Source organism: Pseudomonas sp. GM74 (assembly GCF_000282455.1).
Taxonomy (GTDB): domain Bacteria; phylum Pseudomonadota; class Gammaproteobacteria; order Pseudomonadales; family Pseudomonadaceae; genus Aquipseudomonas.
The window spans coordinates 1-21,490 of record NZ_AKJG01000167.1; the positions used below are offsets into that span (position 1 = coordinate 1).

The following is a 21,490-nucleotide window of genomic DNA, read 5'->3' on the forward strand; positions in this document are numbered from 1 at the left end:
CCCCCAGCCGTCAGCGGCTTCCGGCTGACGCTTCGCAGACCGGCGAAGCCGGCATCACCAGTTCCTACTCGGCCACGGTCGGGGTCAGCGCCTATGAACTCGACCTGTTCGGTCGGGTTCGCAGCCTGAACGAAGAAGCCTTGCAGAAGTACTTCGCCACTGAAGAAGGCCGCCGCAGCACGCAGATCAGCCTGGTGGCCAGCGTGGCCAACGCCTACCTGACCTGGCAGGCCGACAAGGAACTGTACAAGCTGACCCAGGACACCCTGGCCGCCTTCGAGGAGAGCTACAAGCTCACCGCCCGCAGCAACGAAGTCGGTGTTGCCTCGGCCCTGGACCTGGCGCAGTCGCGCACCTCGGTGGAAAACGCCCGTGCGCAACTGGCCAAGTACACCCGTCAGGTCGCCCAGGACGAGAACAGCCTGGTGCTGCTGCTCGGTACCGGCGTCCCGGCCAACCTGCAAGCAGCCAAACCGCTTGATGACGACCTGCTGAGCGACGTTCCGCCCGGTCTGCCGTCGGACTTGCTGCATCGTCGTCCGGACATCCTTCAGGCCGAGTACAACCTCAAGGCCGCCAACGCCAACATCGGCGCGGCGCGGGCTGCGTTCTTCCCGAGCATCAGCCTCACGGCCAATGCCGGCACCCTGAGCCCGGATCTGTCCGGTCTGTTCAAGGGTGGTTCAGGCACCTGGCTGTTCCAGCCGCAGATCAACCTGCCGATCTTCAACGCCGGCGCCCTGAGCGCCAGCCTGGATTACTCGAAAATCCAGAAAGACATCGGCGTGGCGAACTACGAGAAGTCCATTCAAACGGCCTTCCAGGAAGTCGCCGACGGCCTGGCCGCGCGCCAGACCTACGTCCAGCAGTTGCAGGCACAGAAAGATTTCGTCAGTGCCAACCAGGACTACTACCGCCTGGCCGAGCGTCGCTACCGCATCGGTGTCGACAGCAACCTGACCTTCCTCGATGCCCAGCGTCAGCTGTTCAGTGCGCAACAGGTGTTGATCACTGACCGCCTGGCGCAGCTGGTCAGCCAGGTCAACCTGTACAAGGCCCTGGGTGGTGGCTGGAACGAACAGACGGCGAAGAACGAGCCCTTGAAAGAAGAAGCGCCGAAGATGAAGTACTTCTGATAGCGCTGTGAAAACAAGAAGCCCACCGGTTGGTGGGCTTTTTGTTTTCAGACAAGACAAAACTGAAACGCGCTCATAGATACGCGCCAACGGACGATCTTTCTCTCGCTTATTTAAAAACGATTAACCGTTGTTTTTTGCCCAGAATTTTTCAGCCACAACTCTAACTTTCACCCCTTCGCGATCGGTATAGGTAAACTCGAACGAGCCTTCAATATATTGTGCAGACGGTGCTGGAGAAACATCAGAGATAATTAGCTTCCCTGTTCCCCACTCATCACCTGCAACCCCTCCAGGCCGTCCTTGACCGAAGATGGCCCCCACTGCTTGAGGGTCATCAAATGGGCTTTTGATTTCATATGATCGATCCTGCAATGCCTTTTTCCCCAGCAACATGACCGCGGGTACAAGTCCACCAGTATCCTTACCAAAAAAAGCCTCGACTACAGTACGCCCAGGACTAATATAAAAATTGAACCAATTGGACTCCAGTCGTTGCACATTTCCATTCCTATGAACATCCAGAAGGATATGTCCTTCAACGCCCTTAACTACTCTTATTGCCTCTTCTTTCGTATCTGAAAAAGAAACCTGTTTTTCGCCACCCCTGCTCATGATCATTACTCCTTTCTAATTCATCAATGAAACGAACGAAAAGTTATTCCTCGCTCAAACAAGACGCTACACCCGACAAATCATCCGAACAACTGTCATAACTGACAGCTAGATATCAATAGACACATTTACTAAGATGAAGAATTTTTCTGCTCGTTCTTTCATTATCAATGAGCAAACACACCTTGTTCCGTTCGATAATCGCCCAAAACCCGCTTTTTACGATTGAACCATCCAGTACATTCCACGCACCATCCGAACCACAAAACCAATAACAACAGGTTCGACACCATGCCCCCGCGCCCCGTCCTGTCCGGCTGATCCCGGTTCGTTTGCCCCGATTTCAAATATTCGTCTGCAACCCCGGGTTGCGGCATCAACCGCTTCATCCCCAAGAATTAGAGAGACCCGAGCTCATGACGTCCTCCACCGCGCAGTATTTCGTCCCCAGCCTGATCGCCGCCGCCCTGGCCAGCGCCGCCTTGCCCGCCTATGCCGAAGAGTCGGGTTTTGTCGAAGGGGCCAAGGTCAACCTGAACCTGCGCAACTTTTACATCAACCGCAACTTCACCAACCCGACCAAGGCCCAGGGCAAGGCTGAAGAATGGACGCAGAGTTTTATCCTCGACGCCAAGTCCGGGTTCACCCAGGGCACCGTCGGGTTCGGCATGGATGTGCTCGGTCTGTATTCGGTCAAGCTCGACGGCGGCAAAGGCACCGGCGGCACGCAACTGCTGCCACTGGATCACGATGGACGCCCGGCGGATAACTTCGGCCGTACCAACGTGGCGTTCAAGGCCAAGCTGTCGCAGACCGAAGTGAAAGTCGGCGAGTGGATGCCGGTGCTGCCAATCCTGCGTTCGGACGACGGTCGTTCGTTGCCGCAAACCTTCCGTGGCGGCCAGATCACTTCGAAGGAAATCAATGGCCTGACGCTCTACGGCGGCCAGTTCCGCCAGAACAGCCCACGGGACGACAGCAGCATGAGCGACATGTCGATGACCGGCAAAGCCGCGTTCACCTCCGACCGTTTCAACTTTCAGGGCGGCGAGTACGTGTTCAACGACAAGCGCACCCAGATCGGCCTGTGGAACGCCGAGCTCAAGGACATCTACAGCCAGCAATTCGTCAACTTGATCCACAGCCAACCACTTGGCGACTGGACCCTGGGCGCCAACCTCGGTTTCTTCTATGGCAAGGATGACGGCAGCGCCCGGGCCGGTGAGCTGGACAACAAAACCATGTACGGCTTGTTCTCGGCCAAATACGGCGGCAACGCCTTCTACGTCGGCCTGCAAAAACTCACCGGCGACAATGCCTGGATGCGGGTCAACGGCACCAGCGGCGGCACACTGGCCAACGACAGCTACAACTCCAGCTACGACAACGCCCAGGAGAAATCCTGGCAAGTACGTCACGACTACAACTTCGCCGCCCTCGGCGTACCGGGCCTGACCCTGATGAACCGCTATATCAGTGGCGACAACGTGCACACCGGCAGCATCACCGATGGCAAGGAATGGGGACGTGAATCGGAACTGGGCTACACCGTGCAAAGCGGTGCGCTGAAGGACCTGAACCTGAAATGGCGCAACTCGACCATCCGCCGGGATTACAGCAACAACGAGTTCGATGAGAACCGCTTGATCATCAGCTATCCGATCAGCCTGCTCTAGACCTTACGATCGCCTTCGCGAGCAAGCCCGCTCCCACAGTTGACCGAGTCGCAACGGCAAACACGGTCTAATGTGGGAGCGGGCTTGCTCGCGAAGACGTCAGTTCAATCAATGCAAATCATCGAGCTTACTCCCGCGACTCAACTCCCAATTCATCCCACACCGACTCGGCCAGGTGGAATGTCGCATTGGCCGCCGGAATCCCGCAGTAGATTGCACTCTGCATGATCACTTCCTTGATCTCGCCACGGCTGACTCCGTTGTTGGCGGCGGCGCGCAGGTGCAGTTTGAGTTCGCCCTCGCGGTTCATGCCGATCAGCATGGCGATGGTGATCAGGCTGCGGGTATGGCGCGGCAGGCCCGGGCGAGTCCAGATGTCACCCCAGGCGTGGCGGGTGATCATCTCCTGAAACTCCGAGTTGAACTCGGTCAGGGTAGTCAGGCTACGGTCGACGTGGGCGTCGCCGAGGACCGCGCGGCGGACTTCCATCCCCTCGTCGTAACGTTGTTTCTCATCCACAGCAATACCCTCAATCAGCCGACAGAAACGCCAGCACGCGCTCGCTGAACGCATCGCCTGCCTGGACGTTGGACAAGTGCGCGGCGTAGAACTCGGCGTACTCGGCCCCGCGCACATGCTCTTGAATGAAATGCCCACCGGACGGCGGCGTCACAGCGTCTTCGGTACCGGCAATCACCAGCAGGGGTGCCTTGATCGACGACAATTGATCACGGAAATCGGCGTCACGCACCGCCGCGCAGTTGGCCGCATAACCTTCTGGCGAAGTGGTCGCGAGCATATCGGTAATCTGCTTGGCCGCCGCCGGGTTGGCTTCGGAGAAGTCCGGGGTGAACCAGCGGGCAATCGACGCATCGCGCAGGGCAACCATGGCCGCCTGACCATCGCGCAGCACCATTTCGATACGTGGGTTCCACACCGACGGATCGCCGATTTTCGCCGCGGTGTTGCACACGATCAGCTTGTTCAGGCGATCGCCGGCATTGATGCCCAGCCACTGGCCGATCAACCCGCCCATGGACAGTCCGCAGAAATGCGCACGCTCGATGTGCAAGGCATCCAGCAATGCGAGCACGTCGCGGCCCAGTTGCTCAATGCTGTACGAGCCCGGCGTCACCAGCGATTGGCCGTGACCACGGGTGTCAAAACGCAACACGCGAAAATGCTCGGTGAACGCCGGGATTTGCGCGTCCCACATGTGCAGGTCGGTGCCCAGGGAGTTGGACAGCACCAGCACCGGCGCGGAGACCGGCCCATCGAGTTGGTAATGCAGTTCGCCCTCGGCGAGTTGTACAAAAGCCACAGCAAGTCTCCTTCAGGCAGTCAATGCAGAATGTTCAGCCACCGCCCGCTCGACCCAGGTTTTGGCCTGACCGAGATAGTGGGCGGGGTCCAGCAGATGATCGAGCTCAGCCGCCGACAGCTCGGCGGTCACTTGCGGTTCGTCGCCGAGGACCGCACGCAGGTGACGTTGTTCGGCCACGGCGCGTTTGCAGCATTGCTCCAACAGATGATGCGCGGTATCGCGCCCTACCCGCTGCGCGAGGACGATGCTCACCGCTTCGGCGAGCACCAGGCCCTGGGTCAAATCGAGGTTGCGAGCCATGCGCTCGGCATCCACTTCCAGCCCCTGGGCGATCAACAATGCTTGATGCAGGCTGCCCGACACCAGGCAGCAAATCTCCGGCAGGGTTTCCCACTCGGCATGCCACAGGCCGAGGCTGCGCTCATGCTCCTGGGGCATGGCGCTGAACAGCGTCGAAAGCAAACCGGGTACACGCGTCGCCGCGCCGATCAGTACCGCCGCGCCCACCGGATTGCGCTTGTGCGGCATGGTCGAAGAACCGCCCTTGCCCGGCGCCGAGGGCTCGAACACTTCGCCGGCCTCGGTTTGCATCAGCAGGCTGATGTCGCGCCCGAGTTTGCCGAGACTGCCGGCGATCAGGCCAAGCGCGGCGCCGAACTCCACCACACGGTCACGCTGGGTGTGCCACGGCTGCTCAGGCAGGGTCAATTGCAGTTCTTCGGCCAGTGCCCGGGCAATCGGCATGGCCTGTTCGCCAAGGGCCGCAAGAGTTCCGGACGCACCGCCGAATTGCAGCACCAGCAGGCGCGGCTTGAGTTCGGCCAGGCGTTGCCGGCTGCGCGTCACCGCCCCCAGCCAACCGGCGATTTTCATGCCGAGGGTGACCGGCGTTGCATGCTGCAACCAGGTGCGTCCGGCCAATGGCGTGGTCGCGTATCGCCGGGCCTGGGACGCGAGGGTCTGCCCCAGTTGTGCCAGGTCGCTTTCGATCAGGTCCAGAGCACGACGCAGTTGCAGCACCAGGCCACTGTCCATCACGTCCTGACTGGTCGCGCCCAGATGCACATAGCGTTCGGCTTCGGCATCGGTGGCCGCAATCTGTTTGCCCAGCGCCTTGACCAACGGAATCGCCGAATTACCCGCTGTGGCAATCGCCTCGCCCAACGCCGCAAAGTCGTAAAGCCCGGCGCGGCAAGCCGCTTCAATCGGCGCGACAGCACTCGACGGAATCAACCCGACCCGCGCTTCGGCCCTGGCCAGTGCCGCTTCGAAATCGAGCATGGCCTGGACCCGGCCCTGATCGCAGAACACCTCACGCATATCGCGGGCCGTGAAATAGGCATCGAACAATTGATTGCCCGGTCGCTGGTTCATAATCAGTTCCTGAAGGCGCGGGCCTTTGCGACCCGCGCGTGAAAATCAAAGGTCTTGCTGCAGATACTTCGGCTGTTTCGGCAGGCGCAGGCTGAACAGGAATGCCACCGCCATCATCACCGTGACGTACCAGTAGAAGGAATTTTCCATGCCCACAGCCTTGAGGCTCAAGGCCACATACTCCGCCGAACCACCGAAGATCGCATTCGCCACCGCATACGCCAGGCCGACACCCAGTGCGCGCACCTCGGGCGGGAACATCTCGGCTTTCACCAGGCCACTGATGGAGGTGTAGAAACTGACGATCGCCAGCGCCAGGGTAATCAGCACGAAGGCCAGGAATGGACTGGTCACGCTTTTGAGGCTCAACAGGATCGGCACGGTGAACAGCGTGCCGAGGGCGCCGAACCAGAGCATCGAGTTACGCCGGCCGATCTTGTCGGAGAGCATGCCGAAAACCGGTTGCATGCACATATAAAGGAACAGCGCGCCGGTCATGATGTAGCTGGCGGTCTTGGCCGGCATGCCGGCGGTGTTCACCAGGTACTTCTGCATGTACGTGGTGAAGGTGTAGAAAATCAGCGAACCACCGGCGGTGTAACCGAGTACGGTGATGAACGCGGCTTTATGGTCGCGAAACAGTGCGCTGATACTGCCGGCGTCCTTGTTTTCGCGCATTTCCTTGCTGGTGGTCTCTTTCAGCGAACGACGCAGATACAGCGAAACCAGGGCCGCCATGGCACCCACCACGAAGGGAATCCGCCAGCCGTAAGCACGCAGGTCATCTTCGGTGAGGAACTGTTGCAGGATCACCACCAGCGACACCGCGAGCAACTGGCCGCCGATCAGGGTCACGTACTGGAACGAGGCGAAGAAACCGCGCTGGCCCTTGAGCGCTACTTCGCTCATGTAGGTCGCGGTAGTGCCGTACTCACCGCCCACCGACAAGCCTTGCAGCAAACGGGCGAACAGCAACAGGATAGGTGCCCAGACCCCGATGCTGTTGTAGGTCGGCAGGCAGGCGATAAGCAAGGAGCCGAAGCACATCATCAGAATCGAGATCAACATCGAATTCTTGCGCCCGTGCCTGTCCGCCAACCGACCGAAAATCCAGCCGCCAATCGGCCGCATCAGGAAGCCGGCGGCGAACACGCCTGCGGTGTTGACCAACTGCACGGTGGGGTTATCGGACGGGAAAAACGCCGGGGCGAAATAGATCGCGCAGAAAGCGTAGACGTAGAAGTCGAACCATTCGACCAGATTGCCGGACGAGGCACCGACGATGGCGAAGATCCGCTTGCTGCGTTCTTCGCCCGTATAAAGAGCTATAGAGGCTGTGGGTGTTGTCATTGTTTTTTTTTACTCAATGGGGACAGTGAGAGTCTAGACACACTTTGCAACACTCCCGTTCCACAGATGTTTCAGCGAACACACATCCCTGTGGGAGCGGCGGTGCGACGATTCGACTTGCTCGCGAAGGCGTCGTATCAGTCGATATCAATGTTGTCTGATACACCGCTTTCGCGAGCAAGCCCGCTCCCACAGTTTTTTTGCAGTGTTCACTCAATAGTCGAAGAACACCGTCTCGGCATCGGTACCCTGCAGAATCACGTTCCACTGGTACACGCCCGACGCATCCTGCTTGGCCAGCAACGTATTGCGACGCTCGACCGGCACGCATTCCAGCAACGGATCGTTCACGTTGGCCGCCTCTCCATCAAAGTAGATCCGTGTCAGCAGGTGCTTCACCAGACCACGGGCAAACACCAGTACCACCAGGTGCGGTGCCTGAGTCGTGCCGTTGAGCCCCTCGACCGTTCCCGGCTTGATGGTCGTGAAACGAAAGCGCCCTTCGGCATCCACCGGCACCCGGCCAAAGCCTTCGAAGTTCGGGTCCAGGGGTTTTTCCTGGTCGTCCTCCGGATGGTCATACTTGCCGGCGGCGTTGGCCTGCCAGACTTCCAGCATCGCGTCATTGACGATGTCGCCATTGCCGTCGAGCACTTGCCCGGTGATCGCCACGCGCTCGCCCAGGGTTTGTTCGACGGTCAGGTTTTCGCGGTTCAGCCAGGTCAGGCCGATGTGGTAGTACGGCCCGACGGTGTGGGACGTGGTCGCAGTCAGCGTCATCTTATTTCTCCATCGGCGTGGCGTCGCGGCCGCGCAATACGATGTCCCAGCGATAACCGAGGGCATAGGAAGGGATGGTTTTTTCCAGATCGAACGTGGCGATCAAACGCTCCTTGGCGCTGGTATCGGGCACGCAGTTGTAGATCGGGTCGTACGCCAGCAGCGGGTCGCCCGGGAAATACATCTGCGTCACCAGGCGCGTCAGGATACTCGGACCGAACAGCGAGAAGTGGATGTGCGCCGGGCGCCACGCGTTGTGGTGATTGCCCCACGGATAGGCGCCGGGCTTGATGGTCTGGAACTGATACCAGCCATCGGCGTCGGTCACGGTGCGGCCGGTACCGGTGAAATTCGGATCCAGCGGTGCGTCGTGCAGGTCGCGGGCATGGGCGTAGCGACCGGCGGCGTTGGCCTGCCAGATCTCCACCAGAATCCCCGGCACCGGCAGACCGTTTTCATCCAGCACGCGGCCGTGAATGATAATGCGTTCACCCTGTGGCTGCCCCTCGTGCTGGGCAGTCAGGTCGTTGTCCTTCTCGTTGACGCGCTCGGCACCGATAGTCGGACCGGTGATTTCCGATAACGAATGGGGCAAAAACACCAACGGCTTGGACGGCGAGCGCAGGTTGGTGGATTGATAGGCCGGGTGCAGGTATTGCGGCTGAGTGCCCGCCTGCGGGCGACGGTAACCAGGCTTGTCAGTCATGAAACTTTCCTCAGTTCTTATAAGTCTTCAGAGCGCGTCAGACGCGCTCGATCGCCAAAGCCAGACCTTGACCGACACCGACGCACATGGTCGCCAGACCTTTCTTGCCACCGGTCTTTTCCAGCTGATGCAACGCCGTCAGCACCAGACGCGCACCGCTCATGCCCAACGGATGGCCCAGGGCAATCGCGCCACCGTTCGGGTTGACCTGGGCGGCATCGTCGGCGATCCCCAGTTCACGCAGTACCGCCAGGCCCTGGCTGGCGAAGGCTTCGTTGAGTTCGATCACATCGAAATCGCTGACGGCCACGCCGAGGCGCTCGGTCAGTTTACGCACCGCCGGCACAGGGCCGATGCCCATCACCCGAGGGGCTACACCGGCGCTGGCCATGCCCAGCACTTTGGCGCGGGCGGTCAGGCCATGTTTCTTCACGGCTTCGGCCGAGGCCAGAATCAATGCGGCTGCGCCGTCGTTTACACCCGAGGCATTACCGGCGGTGACGGTTTTGTCGGGGCCGTTGACCGGTTTCAGTTTGGTCAGGGCTTCCAGGGTGGTGTCGGTGCGAGGATGTTCGTCCTGGCTGACCACGGTTTCGCCTTTCTTGTGGGCAATGCGCACTTCGACGATTTCTTCGGCGAAGAACCCGGCGGCTTGCGCGACGGCGGTGCGCTGCTGGCTGCGCAGGGCAAAGGCGTCCTGATCTTCGCGGGAGACTTTGTAATCGTCGGCCACGTTGTCAGCGGTCTGCGGCATCGCATCCACGCCGTACTGGGCTTTCATCAACGGGTTGATGAAGCGCCAGCCGATGGTGGTGTCTTCGAGCTTCATGTTGCGCGAGAACGCCGCGTCGGCCTTGCCCATCACGAACGGCGCGCGGGACATCGACTCGACGCCACCGGCAATCGCCAGCTCCATCTCGCCACTGGCGATGGCGCGGAACGCGGTGCCGATGGCATCCATGCCCGAAGCGCAGAGACGGTTAAGGGTCACGCCGGGAATGGTTTCCGGCAGACCGGCCAGCAGCAGCGCCATGCGCGCGACGTTGCGGTTGTCTTCACCGGCCTGGTTGGCGCAGCCGAGGAACACCTCGTCCACGGCGGTCCAGTCCACTGACGGGTTACGCTCCATCAGTGCCTTGATCGGCACGGCCGCCAGGTCGTCGGCGCGAACCGTCGACAGGCCACCGCCGAAACGGCCGATGGGGGTACGAATCGCGTCGCAGATATAAACGTCACGCATCACGCTTCTCCGGGGGCTTGGCCGTGGGCGGCAGCGGTGCGGGCTTCGAGATCGCGCAGCGCAGTCAGTTCGACCTCAGTCGGCTCGGCGGTTTGCTCAACATGGTCGGCAAAGCGAATCGCCCAACCGGTGGCGGCGACCACTTGCTCGCGGGTCACGCCCGGGTGCAATGCGGTGACGACGAATTCGTGGGTGCCCTCCTCCGGCTCCATGATGCACAGGTCGGTGATGATCCCGACCGGACCGGCGCCTGGCAGGCCGAGACGCTTGCGTGAATCACCGCCCTCGCCGTGGCCGACCGAGGTAATGAAATCGAGTTTGTCGACAAAGGAGCGCGACGATTGCTTGAGGATAATCAACACGCTCTTGGCGGAACCTGCAATCTCCGGCGCGCCACCTGCACCCGGTAGACGGACTTTCGGCGCGTGATAATCACCCACAACAGTGGTGTTGATGTTGCCGAAACGATCGACCTGCGCCGCGCCGAGGAAACCGACGTCAATGCGCCCGCCCTGCAGCCAGTAACGGAAAATCTCGCCGGTCGGGACTACGGTGTCGGCGGTTTCCGCCAACTCACCGTCACCGATCGAAAGTGGCAATACACTTGGCTTGGCACCGATCGGACCCGATTCGTAAATCAGCACCACATCAGGTGAAGAAGTCAGGCGCGCCAGGTTGGCCGCTTTCGACGGCAGGCCGATCCCGACGAAGCACACCGAACCGTTCTTCAGGCGGCGAGCGGCGGCGACGGTCATCATTTCATTGGTGGTGTAAGTCATTACTTCGCCTCCGAAGCGGCGGCCAGTTTGGCCTGGAACTCGCTGAAGTCAGCGCTGCCGTGGATGTATTCGTTGATCCACGCGGTGAAGGTTTCACGGTCGCGGGCAATCGGGTCCCAGGCCTGGTAGAAGCGGTTGTCGCGCTCGTTGTAGCCGTGGGCGTAGGACGGATGCGCGCCGCCAGGCACGTGGCAAACCGCGCTCAAGGCCCAGGTTGGCAATACACAGGAGTTCATCGGTGCATTGAGGTCGTCGACGATTTCCTCAACGGTGACGATGCAGCGCTTGGCGGCCAGCGCGGCTTCTTTCTGCACGCCGAGGATGCCCCAGAGCAGCACATTGCCTTTGCGGTCGGCTTTCTGCGCGTGAATCACGGTAATGTCCGGGCGTACCGAAGGCACGGCGGCCAGCACCTCGCCAGTGAACGGGCAAGTGACGGATTTGATCAGCGGGTTGACCTTCGGCAAGTCGGAACCGGCGTAGGCACGCAGGACCGCGAATGGCAGGCCGGAAGCGCCGGCGACATAGGCATTGGCCAGGTCGGCATGGCTGTGTTCTTCGATTTCCAGCGCGTGGGGCCACTGCTTCTCTACGGCGTCACGCAGACGGTGCAGCGAGCCTACGCCAGGGTTACCACCCCAGGAGAAAATCAGCTTGCGGGCACAACCGGCACCGATCAACTGGTCGTAGATCAAGTCAGGGGTCATCCGCACCAGGGTCAGGTCTTTCTTGCCCTGGCGAATGATTTCGTGACCCGCCGCCGTCGGGATCAGATGAGTAAAGCCTTCGAGCGCGACCGTATCGCCGTCGTTTACGAATTGCTTCACCGCGTCGTGCAGCGAAAGGATTTCAGCCATTGGGGCAGGCTCCCGTTTATTGTTAACCGACAGTGGAAGAAGGCGCCGATGCGCAGCGCCGGAATGACTGAAGGTTAAGCCTGTGAAAAACGCCAAACAATCCGATAATCGACTAAGCGTTCGATTATCGAACACATTGTTGTCTGGCTACCGATCCCCAAAAGCTTCGCGGGCAAGCCCGCTCCCACATGGATTGCACAAAATCCTGTGGGAGCGGGCTTGCCCGCGAAGAGGCCATCAAACTTACTGAAGATTCCGAAGCCTGAACTCAGGTCGCATCCGCATGACTGACCATGCCCTTGATCACCACCGCCGTCGTCGCCAGCACCGCCGGAATCACCAGCGCCGTCAGCACTTGCTCGAAGTTCCAGCCCAGCCCCAGCAGCGTCGCGCCCATCCAGGCACCAAGGATGGCACCGAAGCGGCCGATGCCGAGCATCCACGACACTCCGGTGGCCCGCCCTTGAGTCGGATAGAACCGCGCCGCCAATGACGGCATCGCCGATTGCGCACCGTTGACACACATCCCGGCCACCAGCACCAGGGTCGCCAGCAGTGCGATGTTGCCCAGGCTCTGCCCTACCGCGTAGGCAAACACCCCGGCCAGCAGGTAGAAAGTGCCGATAACCTTGTGCGGATTGAACCGATCCATCGCCCAGCCCACGCCCACTGCACTCAGCACGCCACCAAACTGGAACAGCGCGCCGATGAAGGCCGCCTGCTCCATGCTCGCGCCACTGTCACGCATCAGGGTCGGCAGCCAGCTGGTCAGCAGGTAAACGATCACCAGACCCATGAAGTAGGTCAGCCACAACAACAAGGTGCCGGTGCTGCAGGTGCCGGAGAAGATCACCGCAAACACATTGCGCGCCTTCACGGTTTTCTGTTCCGGTACGCTGAAACTGGACGCTTGGGCCACCACCATCGGGTCTATCGGCGCCAGTGCCTTGCGCACTTTGTCCGTACCGCGGTTGCGCACCACCAGGTAACGCGCCGACTCCGGCAGCCAGAGCAACAAAACCGCGGCAAGGATCAGCGGCAGAATCCCGCCGATCAGCAGCAGGCTGTGCCAGCCAAAGGCCGGAATGAGCTTGGCCGAGATGAATCCGCCGCCGGCCATGCCGAGGTTGAAGCCACAGAACATGCTGGTCACCAGCAGGGATTTTTTGCGCTCCGGGGTGTACTCCGACAGCAGCGTGGTGGCGTTCGGCATGCCAGCACCCAGACCCAGGCCGGTCAGGAAGCGCAACACCAGCAACTGATCGACATTGGTGCTGTAGGCCGAGGCCAGGCTGAAGGCACCGAACAACAGCACCGCACCGACCAGTACGACTTTTCGCCCGAAGCGGTCAGCCAGAGGGCCGGAGCCCAGTGCGCCGAAGACCATGCCGATCAACGCCGCACTCATCACCGGGCCGAGACTGGCACGGTCGATACCCCAGTCCTGGGACAGGGCCGGGGCGATGAAACCCATGGCCGCGGTGTCGAGGCCATCGAGGAAGACAATCAGGAAACACAGGATCACCACGCGCCACTGGTAGCGCGAAATGGGTTGGGCATTGATGAAGGACTGCACGTCGAGGCAGTTACCTACAGCAGACTGAGGCTGGTTCATTATTTTTATTCCACGGATCGCAGTCGAACGGTATCAGCAGATGCTGACGAAGCCGCGACAGTAATGATCCCGAGGAAACAGCGTCAATTCGATAAACGCGACTCTGTGCGTTTATCGAACAGCTTAGGCAAACAGCTGGGCGCTGAGGTCGCGGCTGGCGCTCAACAAACCGGGCAGGAAACGCTGTTCCAGTTCATTGCGGCTGACCCGCCCCGCATGGGTGCTGACGTTGAGGGCCGCCACCACCTGCCCGGAAGCATCGTACACCGGCACGGCAATCGAACGCAGCCCTTGCTCGAGCTCCTGATCGACGATGCACCAGCCTTGCAGTCGTACTTCTTGCAGGCATTCGAGCAACGCCTCGGGGGTGTGGATCGTGCGGCTGGTCTTGGCCTGCAATTCGGCGTGGTCGAGGTATTCGCCCAGCGACGTGTCATCCAGAGCGGCCAGCAGGATCCGCCCCATCGACGTGCAATAGGCCGGCAAGCGTCCGCCTACCGACAGGTCCACCGAAATCAGGCGCTGGGTGGTCGCGGAGCGGGCGATGTACAGAATGTCATCACCCTCCAGCGTGGCCATGTTGCAGGCCTCGTGCAGTTGCTCGCTCATGCGGTCCAGGTAAGGCTGGGCGGAAACCGCCAGCGGCGTCGATGAAACATAGGCATGGCCGAGGGTCAGCACTTTGGGCAGCAGCGAATAGGTGCGGCCGTCGGTGGTGGCGTAGCCGAGCTTGATCAGGGTGTGCAGGCAACGGCGCACGGCGGCGCGGGGAATTTCCGTGCGGTGGCTGATCTGGGCGATGGTCAGGTGCCGTTTGCGCTCCTGGAACGCTTGCACCACGGCCAGGCCACGGGCCAGGGACGTCATGAAGTCCGGGTCGCCGGTCAGTGCCTGGATCCGTTTGGCCGGTGAGGCAACGATGGGAGGAGCCACTGAAGCGAAGGAATTGCGCATTTGATCGTTCATACAAGGTCCTTTTACCCATTCGGATCAGCGACTATTACAAAGGGCTGGCGCCTGGCGCTCAAGCCCGACTCACCAACTCCGTGCGATTATCGAACGATCGACCGATAATCGCAATCCACCGATGCCCGATTTTCATCGACTCTCGTCCCCCATGTTTACGTCGAATCGGCACCGGACTTAATGGGGAAATCCAATTACCGTAACTTGCCTGACTTAATGGCATCAGAAAGGCATCGCAGCGATCTGGTATCAGTCGACGCTCTACTTAATCGTAAAGTTGCGAGCAACAAAACGGTCACACACCAAGAACAACTTTTAACTCTTTGGAGATAGTGTTCTTCAAATCGCCCGCTATAATACAATTCAGTAGCGCTTCGGTTTTTTACTTGCCGAACCCGCTGCCCGGCAATGCGATGTTCCATCACCGTTGCCCGTTGCAAGCGCCAGATCCGCATTGCACAGCCTTGCCGATGCGCTTGCCGAACCAGGAAACTGAAGCTACGTCAGCTGTTTATCTCTGGTGCCGTGGCCGCCTGTGACATGGAAGTATTGATCACGTTATTGTCAAAAACGATGCCTGGACGGGCATTGACCATTCGACGAACGTGGCCAAACGATTTGATGCAGCGCGTTTTCACCAGAATTTATCCCAACTCAATCAGGTAGCACTGTGACGAAAGACGAACTGCGCGCGGAACTAGAGCGCCAGGAACAACGTTACAAGGAAGTTTACGGCGGAGAAGTCACCACTTACGCCGCTCAACCCGAACCGGAACGCAAACCCTGGCGTAAACGCGCCACCGTTCAGGATCAGGTTTTCCAGCAGGAAATTCAAAAAATGGAAAAGGAACTCAAAGCCGAAGAGCCGTGACTGCTTCGGCCTGATCCTGACAAGGGCCTGCCTCTGCACCCGTTAAAAGCGGGATGTATGGATGTTGCCTTTCGCGCCCGCTACGAGCGGGCAGCGGCCATCACCGTCGCCGAATCCGGCAGATTTCCGGTATCTGACCTATTTCTCAGATTTTTCTCACAGCCGTTCAGACACCTCTTACCGGGTCGTGAAGGTTTTGTGACAGAGTATTTTTTCATTTAAATCAACAACTTAAAAAACGCAGCAAAACCGTGGGTTTTCAGGTACGGCGGCAAAAAAAATCGTTGAAGAATGTAACCGATGAGCAGCTAGTGCATTGATTAGCAGTCTTTTCTGGCATAATCGCGCCCCCTTATGACCGGGTCAGAAAACCTTCATGATCGATTTATTCAGCGGACTGGATGCTTGGGTGCTTGTGAGCCTCTTGCTCGCCCTGGCCTTTGTCCTCGCCTTCGAGTTCATCAACGGCTTTCATGACACCGCTAACGCGGTGGCGACCGTTATCTACACCAAAGCCATGCCGCCTCACCTGGCGGTGTTCTTCTCCGGTGTGTTCAACTTCCTCGGCGTGCTGCTGGGCGGGGTCGGCGTGGCGTATGCCATCGTTCACCTGCTGCCGGTGGAGCTGCTGATCAATGTGAACACCGGCCATGGCCTGGCGATGGTGTTCTCGTTGCTCGCCGCAGCCATCACCTGGAACCTGGGCACCTGGTACTTCGGTATCCCCGCCTCCAGCTCCCATACGCTGATCGGTTCGATCCTCGGCGTGGGCCTGGCGAACGCCTTGATCAACGACATACCGTTGGCCGATGGCGTGAACTGGCAGAAGGCGATCGATATCGCCATGTCGCTTGTGTTCTCGCCGATGGCCGGTTTCCTGATCGCCGCACTGATCCTGATCGGCCTTAAATGGTGGCGCCCGCTGTCGAAGATGCACAAGACGCCGGAACAGCGCCGCAAGATCGACGACAAGAAACACCCGCCGTTCTGGAATCGCCTGGTACTGGTGATCTCGGCCATGGCCGTGAGTTTCGTGCACGGTTCCAACGATGGCCAAAAAGGTATCGGCCTGATCATGCTGGTCCTGATCGGCATCGTGCCGGCCCAGTTCGTCCTCGACCTGAACAGCACGACCTATCAGATCGAGCGGACTCGCGACGCCACGTTGCACCTGAGCCAGTTCTATCAGCGCAATTCCGAAACCCTGGGCGAGTTCCTGGCCCTGGGCAAGAGCCTGGATGGCGATCTACCGGAGAAATTCCGTTGCAATCCGCAACAGACCGAACCGACCATCACCGCCCTGCTCGGCACCCTCAAGGGTGTAGCGGACTACCACTCGCTGTCGGCGGAAAGCCGCATCGAAGTACGTCGTTACCTGCTCTGCCTGGACGACACGGCGAAGAAAGTCAGCAAGTTGCCAATGCTCGGGGCCCGTGAAAAGGCTGACCTGGACAAGCTGCGCAAGGACCTGACCACCACCACCGAATACGCCCCATTCTGGGTGATCCTGGCGGTTGCACTGGCCTTGGGCCTGGGCACCATGGTCGGCTGGAAACGCGTGGTACTGACCATTGGCGAGAAGATCGGCAAGCAAGGCATGACCTACTCCCAGGGTATGTCGGCGCAGATCACCACCGCCAGCCTGATCGGCATGGCCAACATCTTCAGCCTGCCGGTTTCCACCACCCACGTACTGTCCTCGGGCGTGGCGGGCACCATGGTCGCCAACAAAAGCGGCCTGCAAAGCGGCACCGTCAGAACCATCCTGCTGGCCTGGGTATTGACCCTGCCAGCCACCGTGGCCCTGTCGGCCGGGTTGTTCTGGCTGGCCTCGAAGGCCCTTGGCAGCTGATAAGCAGCCAAACGAAAAAGGCGCGCTCCGCAAGGAACGCGCCTTTTTTATTGCCATAATTTTCGCCACACCACAAATCATTGTGGGAGCGAGCTTGCTCGCGATAGCGGCCTTGCAGTCAATATAGATGCTGAATGTTATGGCCTCATCGCGAGCAAGCTCGCTCCCACAGGGTTTGCGTGTATCGATAGAGTTTTACAGGCAAAAAAAAGGGCAACCGAAGTTGCCCAAAATGCCTTGCGTGCTCATTGCATCCAGAAAGAACTACGGTTATTTCCGCTTGTGCGAATCTTTCCAGATAAAAAGTCCGAACCCTGCAAAAAATACAAACATGAGGCTGACGGTCAGCACTCCGGCGATCACCACGTTGTCGAAAAACATGACGCGTCTCCTGTACCTGCCCTGTTGCGATAGGGCTAAGTTAACCAAACGGGCAGGAGAGAATATTGACCGGGATCAATGTCGCCCGAGACTGGGCAAGAGGAAGGGGGAAGTTTGACCCGCATCAATGAATGCGGGGGCTTTCAGCGCTTTTTCGGTTTGTTCTTCGGCTTTTTTTTGGCCTTGCCCAACGGCATGGCCTGCTCGAACGCATCGCGAACTTCATTGAGTCGCTTGTCATTGAGGTCATGAACACGCTTGGCGCGCTCAGCATTGAGGTCAATCAGTTTGTCGTCTTGGCTCATGGCGGTCAGTGCATCGCTTGAAATGAGTTTAAGCCGCCGTAGCGTTCGGCAACCCTGCGCCAATAATGCGGCCTGACGGCCGTGCTGACCAGCCTGCGCTCAAATCTCGATATCAACCCACAGCCCCTGCCGCGGCTGATCTTCCATCAACGGCGCCACCGGCACGGTGTTGTCGGCATTGAGCTCATCCCCGGGAATCGCCAGGTGAGCCTCGGGGTCATTATCAGCCTCGTGGCGACGTCGTTCCTGCTCCTGCCTGCGGCGCTGTTCCTCGCGCAGCACCAACCCGTCCTCTTCAGGATTGCGCTTTTGCAGGTCGATGGTGCTTTCACTGGAGCTTTCCTGCACCGGCACCACCGGAGGAATATCCGGACGCTGACGGATCGGGTCGGTCTGTGAAGTGATCGGCACGGCACTCAATGGGAGCATCGGTGGCAGCATGTTTTCAGTCTCCTGTCAGCAGGCTGTCGGCTGCGGGGATGGCGACTTGAGCCATCGGTCGCAAACTGTGACTCATTTGGCACTCATTCGTGCACCGGACGGCGCGTCATGCACGGGTGGGCTAACGTATGACTGTGAGTTTTTCTGAGAGTCCTTTGGCCCTGAAGCCCTCATTCCGTTAAGATAGCCCGCTTTTTCAGGTGGGAGTCAGGCAGCATGGCGCAGCAGTATCAACCGGGGCAACGCTGGATCAGTGACAGCGAAGCCGAGCTGGGTTTAGGCACCGTTCTGGCACAGGACGGCCGCTTGTTGACCGTGCTCTATCCGGCCACTGGCGACACTCGCCAGTACGCGCTAAGGAATGCGCCCCTCACCCGTGTGCGGTTTTCGCCGGGTGACTCCATCACTCACTTCGAAGGCTGGAAGCTGACCGTTCGCGAAGTCGACGACGTCGATGGCCTGCTGGTCTATCACGGCCTCAACGGGCAGAACGAAGTGGTCACCCTGCCGGAAACCCAGCTGTCGAACTTCATCCAGTTCCGCCTGGCCAGCGACCGTCTGTTCGCCGGCCAGATCGACCCGCTGGCCTGGTTCTCCCTGCGTTACCACACACTGGAGCACACCAGCCGCCAGTTGCAGTCCTCGCTATGGGGTCTGGGCGGTGTGCGTGCGCAACCGATCGCGCACCAGTTGCACATTGCCCGCGAAGTCGCCGACCGTATCGCGCCACGGGTTCTGCTGGCCGACGAAGTGGGCCTGGGCAAAACCATTGAAGCCGGCCTGGTGATCCATCGCCAATTGCTTTCGGGCCGCGCCAACCGCGTGCTGATCCTGGTTCCGGAAAACCTCCAGCACCAATGGCTGGTGGAGATGCGCCGCCGCTTCAACCTGCAGGTCGCGCTGTTCGACGAAGAACGCTTCATCGAAAGCGATGCCAGCAACCCGTTCGAAGACACCCAGCTCGCGCTGGTCGCACTTGAGTGGCTGGTGGACGACGAGAAGGCCCAGGACGCGCTGTTCGCGGCGGGCTGGGACTTGCTGGTGGTCGACGAGGCTCACCACCTGGTGTGGCACGAAGATCAGGTCAGCCCCGAGTATTCCCTGGTCGAGCAACTCGCCGAGACCATTCCCGGCGTGCTGCTGTTGACCGCCACCCCGGAACAACTGGGCCAGGACAGCCACTTCGCTCGTCTGCGCCTGCTCGACCCGAACCGCTTCCACGACCTGCAAGCCTTCCGCGCCGAGAGCGAAAACTATCGCCCCGTGGCTGAAGCCGTTCAGGAGTTGCTGGACAAGGGGCGCTTGTCGCCGCAAGCCCACAAGACCATCCACGGTTTCCTCGGCAACGAAGGCGAAGCCCTGCTGGCGGCCGTCAACGATGGCGACACCGAAGCCAGCGCCCGTCTGGTGCGTGAATTGCTCGACCGCCACGGCACCGGCCGCGTGCTGTTCCGTAACACCCGCGCCGCCGTGCAGGGGTTCCCGGAGCGCAAGCTGCACCCGTACCCACTGCCGTGCCCGGACGAATACCTCGAACTGCCGTTGGGCGATCATGCCGAACTGTACCCGGAAGTCAGCTTCCAGGCTCAACCGGACGCCAGCGAAGAAGAACGCTGGTGGAAGTTCGACCCGCGCGTCGAGTGGCTGATCGACCAGCTGAAGATGCTCAAGCGCACCAAAGTGCTGGTGATCTGCGCCCACGCCGAAACCGCCATGGACCTGGAAGACGCCCTGCGCGTGCGCTCCGGCATCCCGGCCACGGTGTTCCATGAGGGCATGAACATCCTCGAGCGTGACCGCGCCGCTGCCTACTTCGCCGACGAAGAGTTTGGCGCGCAAGTGCTGATCTGCTCGGAAATCGGCAGTGAAGGTCGCAACTTCCAGTTCTCCCATCACCTGGTGCTGTTCGACCTGCCGTCCCACCCGGACCTGCTGGAACAACGCATCGGTCGTCTGGACCGGATCGGCCAGAAGCACATCATCGAACTGCACGTGCCGTACCTGGAAACCAGCCCGCAAGAGCGTCTGTTCCAGTGGTACCACGAAGCGCTGAACGCGTTCCTCAATACCTGCCCGACCGGCAACGCCCTGCAGCACCAGTTCGGCCCGCGCCTGCTGCCGCTGCTCGAAGAAGCCGACGATGGCGAGTGGCAAGCGCTGATCGACGAAGCCCGCACCGAGCGTGAGCGCCTGGAGGCCGAGCTGCACACCGGCCGTGACCGCTTGCTGGAGCTGAACTCCGGTGGCGCGGGCGAAGGCGATGCGCTGGTGGAAGATATCCTTGAGCAAGACGATCAGTTCGCGCTGCCGATCTACATGGAAACCCTGTTCGACGCCTTCGGCATCGACAGCGAAGACCATTCGGAAAACGCCCTGATCCTCAAGCCGAGTGAAAAAATGCTCGACGCCAGCTTCCCGCTCGGCGACGACGAAGGCGTGACCATCACTTACGACCGTAACCAGGCGCTGTCTCGCGAAGACATGCAGTTCATCACCTGGGAGCATCCGATGGTTCAGGGCGGCATGGACCTGGTGCTGTCCGGCTCCATGGGCAACACCGCCGTGGCGCTGATCAAGAACAAAGCGCTGAAGCCAGGCACCGTGTTGCTGGAACTGCTGTATGTCAGCGAAGTAGTTGCCCCGCGCTCGCTGCAACTGGGCCGCTACCTGCCGCCGGCCGCCCTGCGCTGCCTGCTCGATACCAACGGCAACGACCTGTCGGCCCGCGTGTCGTTCGAAACCTTGAACGACCAGCTCGAAAGCGTGCCGCGTGCCAGCGCCAACAAGTTCATCCAGGCCCAGCGTGACCAACTGACGCCACGGATCAACGCCGGTGAAGCGAAGATCCTGCCGCGCCACACTGAACGTGTCGCCGAGGCGCAGCGTCGCCTGGCCGCCGATACCGAAGAAGAACTGGCGCGCCTGACCGCCTTGCAAGCGGTCAACCCGACCGTGCGCGACAGCGAACTGGTGGCCCTGCGCAAACAACGCGAGCAAGGCCTGGCCATGCTCGACAAGGCTGCGCTGCGACTGGAAGCGATTCGGGTGTTGGTGGCGGGTTAATCCCCTGCTCCACCCTGCTTAAAAAGAAGGCCCGCAGCGATGCGGGCCTTTTTTGTTTGCTTCAGTTTCAGTAGTGCTGCTGATGGCCTCTTCGCGGGCAAGCCCGCTCCCACAGGGATCTCATATGCACTGAAGATCCAATGTGGGAGCGGGCTTGT

General features: G+C 60.2%; 20 protein-coding genes. 5 read left to right on the forward strand and 15 right to left on the reverse strand.

Annotated elements, in window-relative coordinates; translation table 11 throughout:
- The coding region (emhC, locus tag PMI34_RS00630) for an efflux RND transporter outer membrane subunit EmhC (protein ID WP_008054159.1) at nucleotides 1-1,136 on the forward strand (1,136 nt) is incomplete at its 5' end.
- Nucleotides 1,137-1,259: 123 nt separating this feature from the next.
- Here emhC and PMI34_RS0127605 read toward each other — a convergent pair.
- Nucleotides 1,260-1,751: a hypothetical protein gene (locus tag PMI34_RS0127605; protein WP_032829949.1), complete on the reverse strand. Its 492-nt coding sequence runs from the start codon at nucleotides 1,749-1,751 to the stop codon at nucleotides 1,260-1,262.
- A 416-nt stretch (nucleotides 1,752-2,167) separates the two neighbouring features.
- On the opposite strand from PMI34_RS0127605, the gene PMI34_RS00625 reads away from it, so the two are divergent.
- Complete coding sequence (locus PMI34_RS00625; RefSeq protein WP_008054162.1) at nucleotides 2,168-3,427, forward strand: OprD family porin; 1,260 nt, start codon at nucleotides 2,168-2,170, stop codon at nucleotides 3,425-3,427.
- A gap of 127 nt (nucleotides 3,428-3,554) precedes the next feature.
- On the opposite strand, the gene pcaC is transcribed toward PMI34_RS00625, so the two are convergent.
- From pcaC to pcaR, 11 genes are all read right to left on the reverse strand, one after another.
- A complete protein-coding gene (gene pcaC / locus PMI34_RS00620) occupies nucleotides 3,555-3,947 on the reverse strand; it encodes a 4-carboxymuconolactone decarboxylase (RefSeq protein WP_008054163.1) in 393 nt (130 codons plus the stop codon).
- A gap of 10 nt (nucleotides 3,948-3,957) precedes the next feature.
- On the reverse strand, nucleotides 3,958-4,749 hold the full coding sequence (gene pcaD / locus PMI34_RS00615; protein ID WP_008054165.1) for a 3-oxoadipate enol-lactonase: 792 nt from the start codon (nucleotides 4,747-4,749) through the stop codon (nucleotides 3,958-3,960).
- Between the two features lie 12 nt (nucleotides 4,750-4,761).
- The gene (locus PMI34_RS00610) at nucleotides 4,762-6,126 is read right to left on the reverse strand and encodes a 3-carboxy-cis,cis-muconate cycloisomerase (RefSeq protein ID WP_008054166.1); all 1,365 of its coding nucleotides are present in this window, start codon (nucleotides 6,124-6,126) and stop codon (nucleotides 4,762-4,764) included.
- Between the two features lie 45 nt (nucleotides 6,127-6,171).
- Nucleotides 6,172-7,476, reverse strand: a complete 1,305-nt coding sequence (locus PMI34_RS00605) for an MFS family transporter (protein WP_008054167.1) — start codon at nucleotides 7,474-7,476, stop codon at nucleotides 6,172-6,174.
- 213 nt (nucleotides 7,477-7,689) lie between these two features.
- Nucleotides 7,690-8,256: a protocatechuate 3,4-dioxygenase subunit alpha gene (gene pcaG / locus PMI34_RS00600; protein ID WP_008054168.1), complete on the reverse strand. Its 567-nt coding sequence runs from the start codon at nucleotides 8,254-8,256 to the stop codon at nucleotides 7,690-7,692.
- Between the two features lies 1 nt (nucleotide 8,257).
- Complete coding sequence (gene pcaH / locus PMI34_RS00595; RefSeq protein ID WP_008054170.1) at nucleotides 8,258-8,962, reverse strand: protocatechuate 3,4-dioxygenase subunit beta; 705 nt, start codon at nucleotides 8,960-8,962, stop codon at nucleotides 8,258-8,260.
- Between the two features lie 37 nt (nucleotides 8,963-8,999).
- Entirely contained in the window at nucleotides 9,000-10,205 is a 1,206-nt protein-coding gene (pcaF, locus tag PMI34_RS00590) for a 3-oxoadipyl-CoA thiolase (RefSeq protein ID WP_177318822.1), read from the reverse strand.
- Entirely contained in the window at nucleotides 10,202-10,981 is a 780-nt protein-coding gene (locus PMI34_RS00585) for a CoA-transferase subunit beta (RefSeq protein WP_008054172.1), read from the reverse strand. The genes pcaF and PMI34_RS00585 overlap by 4 nt, the downstream gene beginning before the upstream one ends.
- Nucleotides 10,981-11,838, reverse strand: coding sequence for a CoA transferase subunit A (locus PMI34_RS00580; protein WP_008054173.1), 858 nt, complete (start codon nucleotides 11,836-11,838; stop codon nucleotides 10,981-10,983). The genes PMI34_RS00585 and PMI34_RS00580 overlap by 1 nt, the downstream gene beginning before the upstream one ends.
- A gap of 268 nt (nucleotides 11,839-12,106) precedes the next feature.
- Nucleotides 12,107-13,453, reverse strand: a complete 1,347-nt coding sequence (locus PMI34_RS00575; protein WP_008054174.1) for an MFS transporter — start codon at nucleotides 13,451-13,453, stop codon at nucleotides 12,107-12,109.
- Between the two features lie 123 nt (nucleotides 13,454-13,576).
- Entirely contained in the window at nucleotides 13,577-14,419 is an 843-nt protein-coding gene (gene pcaR / locus PMI34_RS00570) for a pca regulon transcriptional regulator PcaR (protein WP_008054175.1), read from the reverse strand.
- A 670-nt stretch (nucleotides 14,420-15,089) separates the two neighbouring features.
- Here pcaR and PMI34_RS00565 point away from each other — a divergent pair.
- Together PMI34_RS00565 and PMI34_RS00560 are read left to right on the forward strand one after the other, a co-directional pair.
- Complete coding sequence (locus tag PMI34_RS00565) at nucleotides 15,090-15,290, forward strand: hypothetical protein (protein ID WP_008054177.1); 201 nt, start codon at nucleotides 15,090-15,092, stop codon at nucleotides 15,288-15,290.
- A 376-nt stretch (nucleotides 15,291-15,666) separates the two neighbouring features.
- Nucleotides 15,667-17,142, forward strand: coding sequence for an inorganic phosphate transporter (locus PMI34_RS00560; RefSeq protein WP_008054178.1), 1,476 nt, complete (start codon nucleotides 15,667-15,669; stop codon nucleotides 17,140-17,142).
- A gap of 270 nt (nucleotides 17,143-17,412) precedes the next feature.
- Here the strand turns inward: PMI34_RS00560 and ccoM are convergent, their stop codons facing one another.
- The 3 genes from ccoM to PMI34_RS00550 form a co-directional block, all read right to left on the reverse strand.
- Nucleotides 17,413-17,523: a cytochrome c oxidase subunit CcoM gene (gene ccoM / locus PMI34_RS29600; protein ID WP_007976669.1), complete on the reverse strand. Its 111-nt coding sequence runs from the start codon at nucleotides 17,521-17,523 to the stop codon at nucleotides 17,413-17,415.
- Between the two features lie 143 nt (nucleotides 17,524-17,666).
- Nucleotides 17,667-17,828 (reverse strand): hypothetical protein, encoded by a 162-nt coding sequence (locus tag PMI34_RS29045; protein ID WP_008054179.1) that lies wholly within the window; start codon nucleotides 17,826-17,828, stop codon nucleotides 17,667-17,669.
- Nucleotides 17,829-17,927: 99 nt separating this feature from the next.
- A complete protein-coding gene (locus tag PMI34_RS00550) occupies nucleotides 17,928-18,269 on the reverse strand; it encodes a hypothetical protein (RefSeq protein WP_008054180.1) in 342 nt (113 codons plus the stop codon).
- A gap of 216 nt (nucleotides 18,270-18,485) precedes the next feature.
- Here PMI34_RS00550 and rapA point away from each other — a divergent pair, with 216 nt between their 5' ends.
- Nucleotides 18,486-21,332, forward strand: a complete 2,847-nt coding sequence (gene rapA, locus PMI34_RS00545) for an RNA polymerase-associated protein RapA (RefSeq protein ID WP_008054181.1) — start codon at nucleotides 18,486-18,488, stop codon at nucleotides 21,330-21,332.
- Nucleotides 21,333-21,490: the final 158 nt, after the last annotated feature.

What these genes read in the sequence shown, in the direction of transcription:
- PMI34_RS00625 (WP_008054162.1), top strand. Translation starts at nt 2,168, where the DNA reads ATGACGTCCTCCACCGCGCAGTATTTCGTCCCCAGCCTGATCGCCGCC.
- pcaG (WP_008054168.1), bottom strand. Translation starts at nt 8,256, where the DNA reads ATGACGCTGACTGCGACCACGTCCCACACCGTCGGGCCGTACTACCAC.
- PMI34_RS0127605 (WP_032829949.1), bottom strand. Translation starts at nt 1,751, where the DNA reads ATGAGCAGGGGTGGCGAAAAACAGGTTTCTTTTTCAGATACGAAAGAA.
- PMI34_RS00560 (WP_008054178.1), top strand. Translation starts at nt 15,667, where the DNA reads ATGATCGATTTATTCAGCGGACTGGATGCTTGGGTGCTTGTGAGCCTC.
- rapA (WP_008054181.1), top strand. Translation starts at nt 18,486, where the DNA reads ATGGCGCAGCAGTATCAACCGGGGCAACGCTGGATCAGTGACAGCGAA.
- PMI34_RS00550 (WP_008054180.1), bottom strand. Translation starts at nt 18,269, where the DNA reads ATGCTGCCACCGATGCTCCCATTGAGTGCCGTGCCGATCACTTCACAG.
- ccoM (WP_007976669.1), bottom strand. Translation starts at nt 17,523, where the DNA reads ATGTTTTTCGACAACGTGGTGATCGCCGGAGTGCTGACCGTCAGCCTC.
- pcaH (WP_008054170.1), bottom strand. Translation starts at nt 8,962, where the DNA reads ATGACTGACAAGCCTGGTTACCGTCGCCCGCAGGCGGGCACTCAGCCG.
- PMI34_RS00605 (WP_008054167.1), bottom strand. Translation starts at nt 7,476, where the DNA reads ATGACAACACCCACAGCCTCTATAGCTCTTTATACGGGCGAAGAACGC.
- PMI34_RS29045 (WP_008054179.1), bottom strand. Translation starts at nt 17,828, where the DNA reads ATGAGCCAAGACGACAAACTGATTGACCTCAATGCTGAGCGCGCCAAG.
- pcaR (WP_008054175.1), bottom strand. Translation starts at nt 14,419, where the DNA reads ATGAACGATCAAATGCGCAATTCCTTCGCTTCAGTGGCTCCTCCCATC.
- PMI34_RS00610 (WP_008054166.1), bottom strand. Translation starts at nt 6,126, where the DNA reads ATGAACCAGCGACCGGGCAATCAATTGTTCGATGCCTATTTCACGGCC.
- PMI34_RS00575 (WP_008054174.1), bottom strand. Translation starts at nt 13,453, where the DNA reads ATGAACCAGCCTCAGTCTGCTGTAGGTAACTGCCTCGACGTGCAGTCC.
- PMI34_RS00580 (WP_008054173.1), bottom strand. Translation starts at nt 11,838, where the DNA reads ATGGCTGAAATCCTTTCGCTGCACGACGCGGTGAAGCAATTCGTAAAC.
- PMI34_RS00585 (WP_008054172.1), bottom strand. Translation starts at nt 10,981, where the DNA reads ATGACTTACACCACCAATGAAATGATGACCGTCGCCGCCGCTCGCCGC.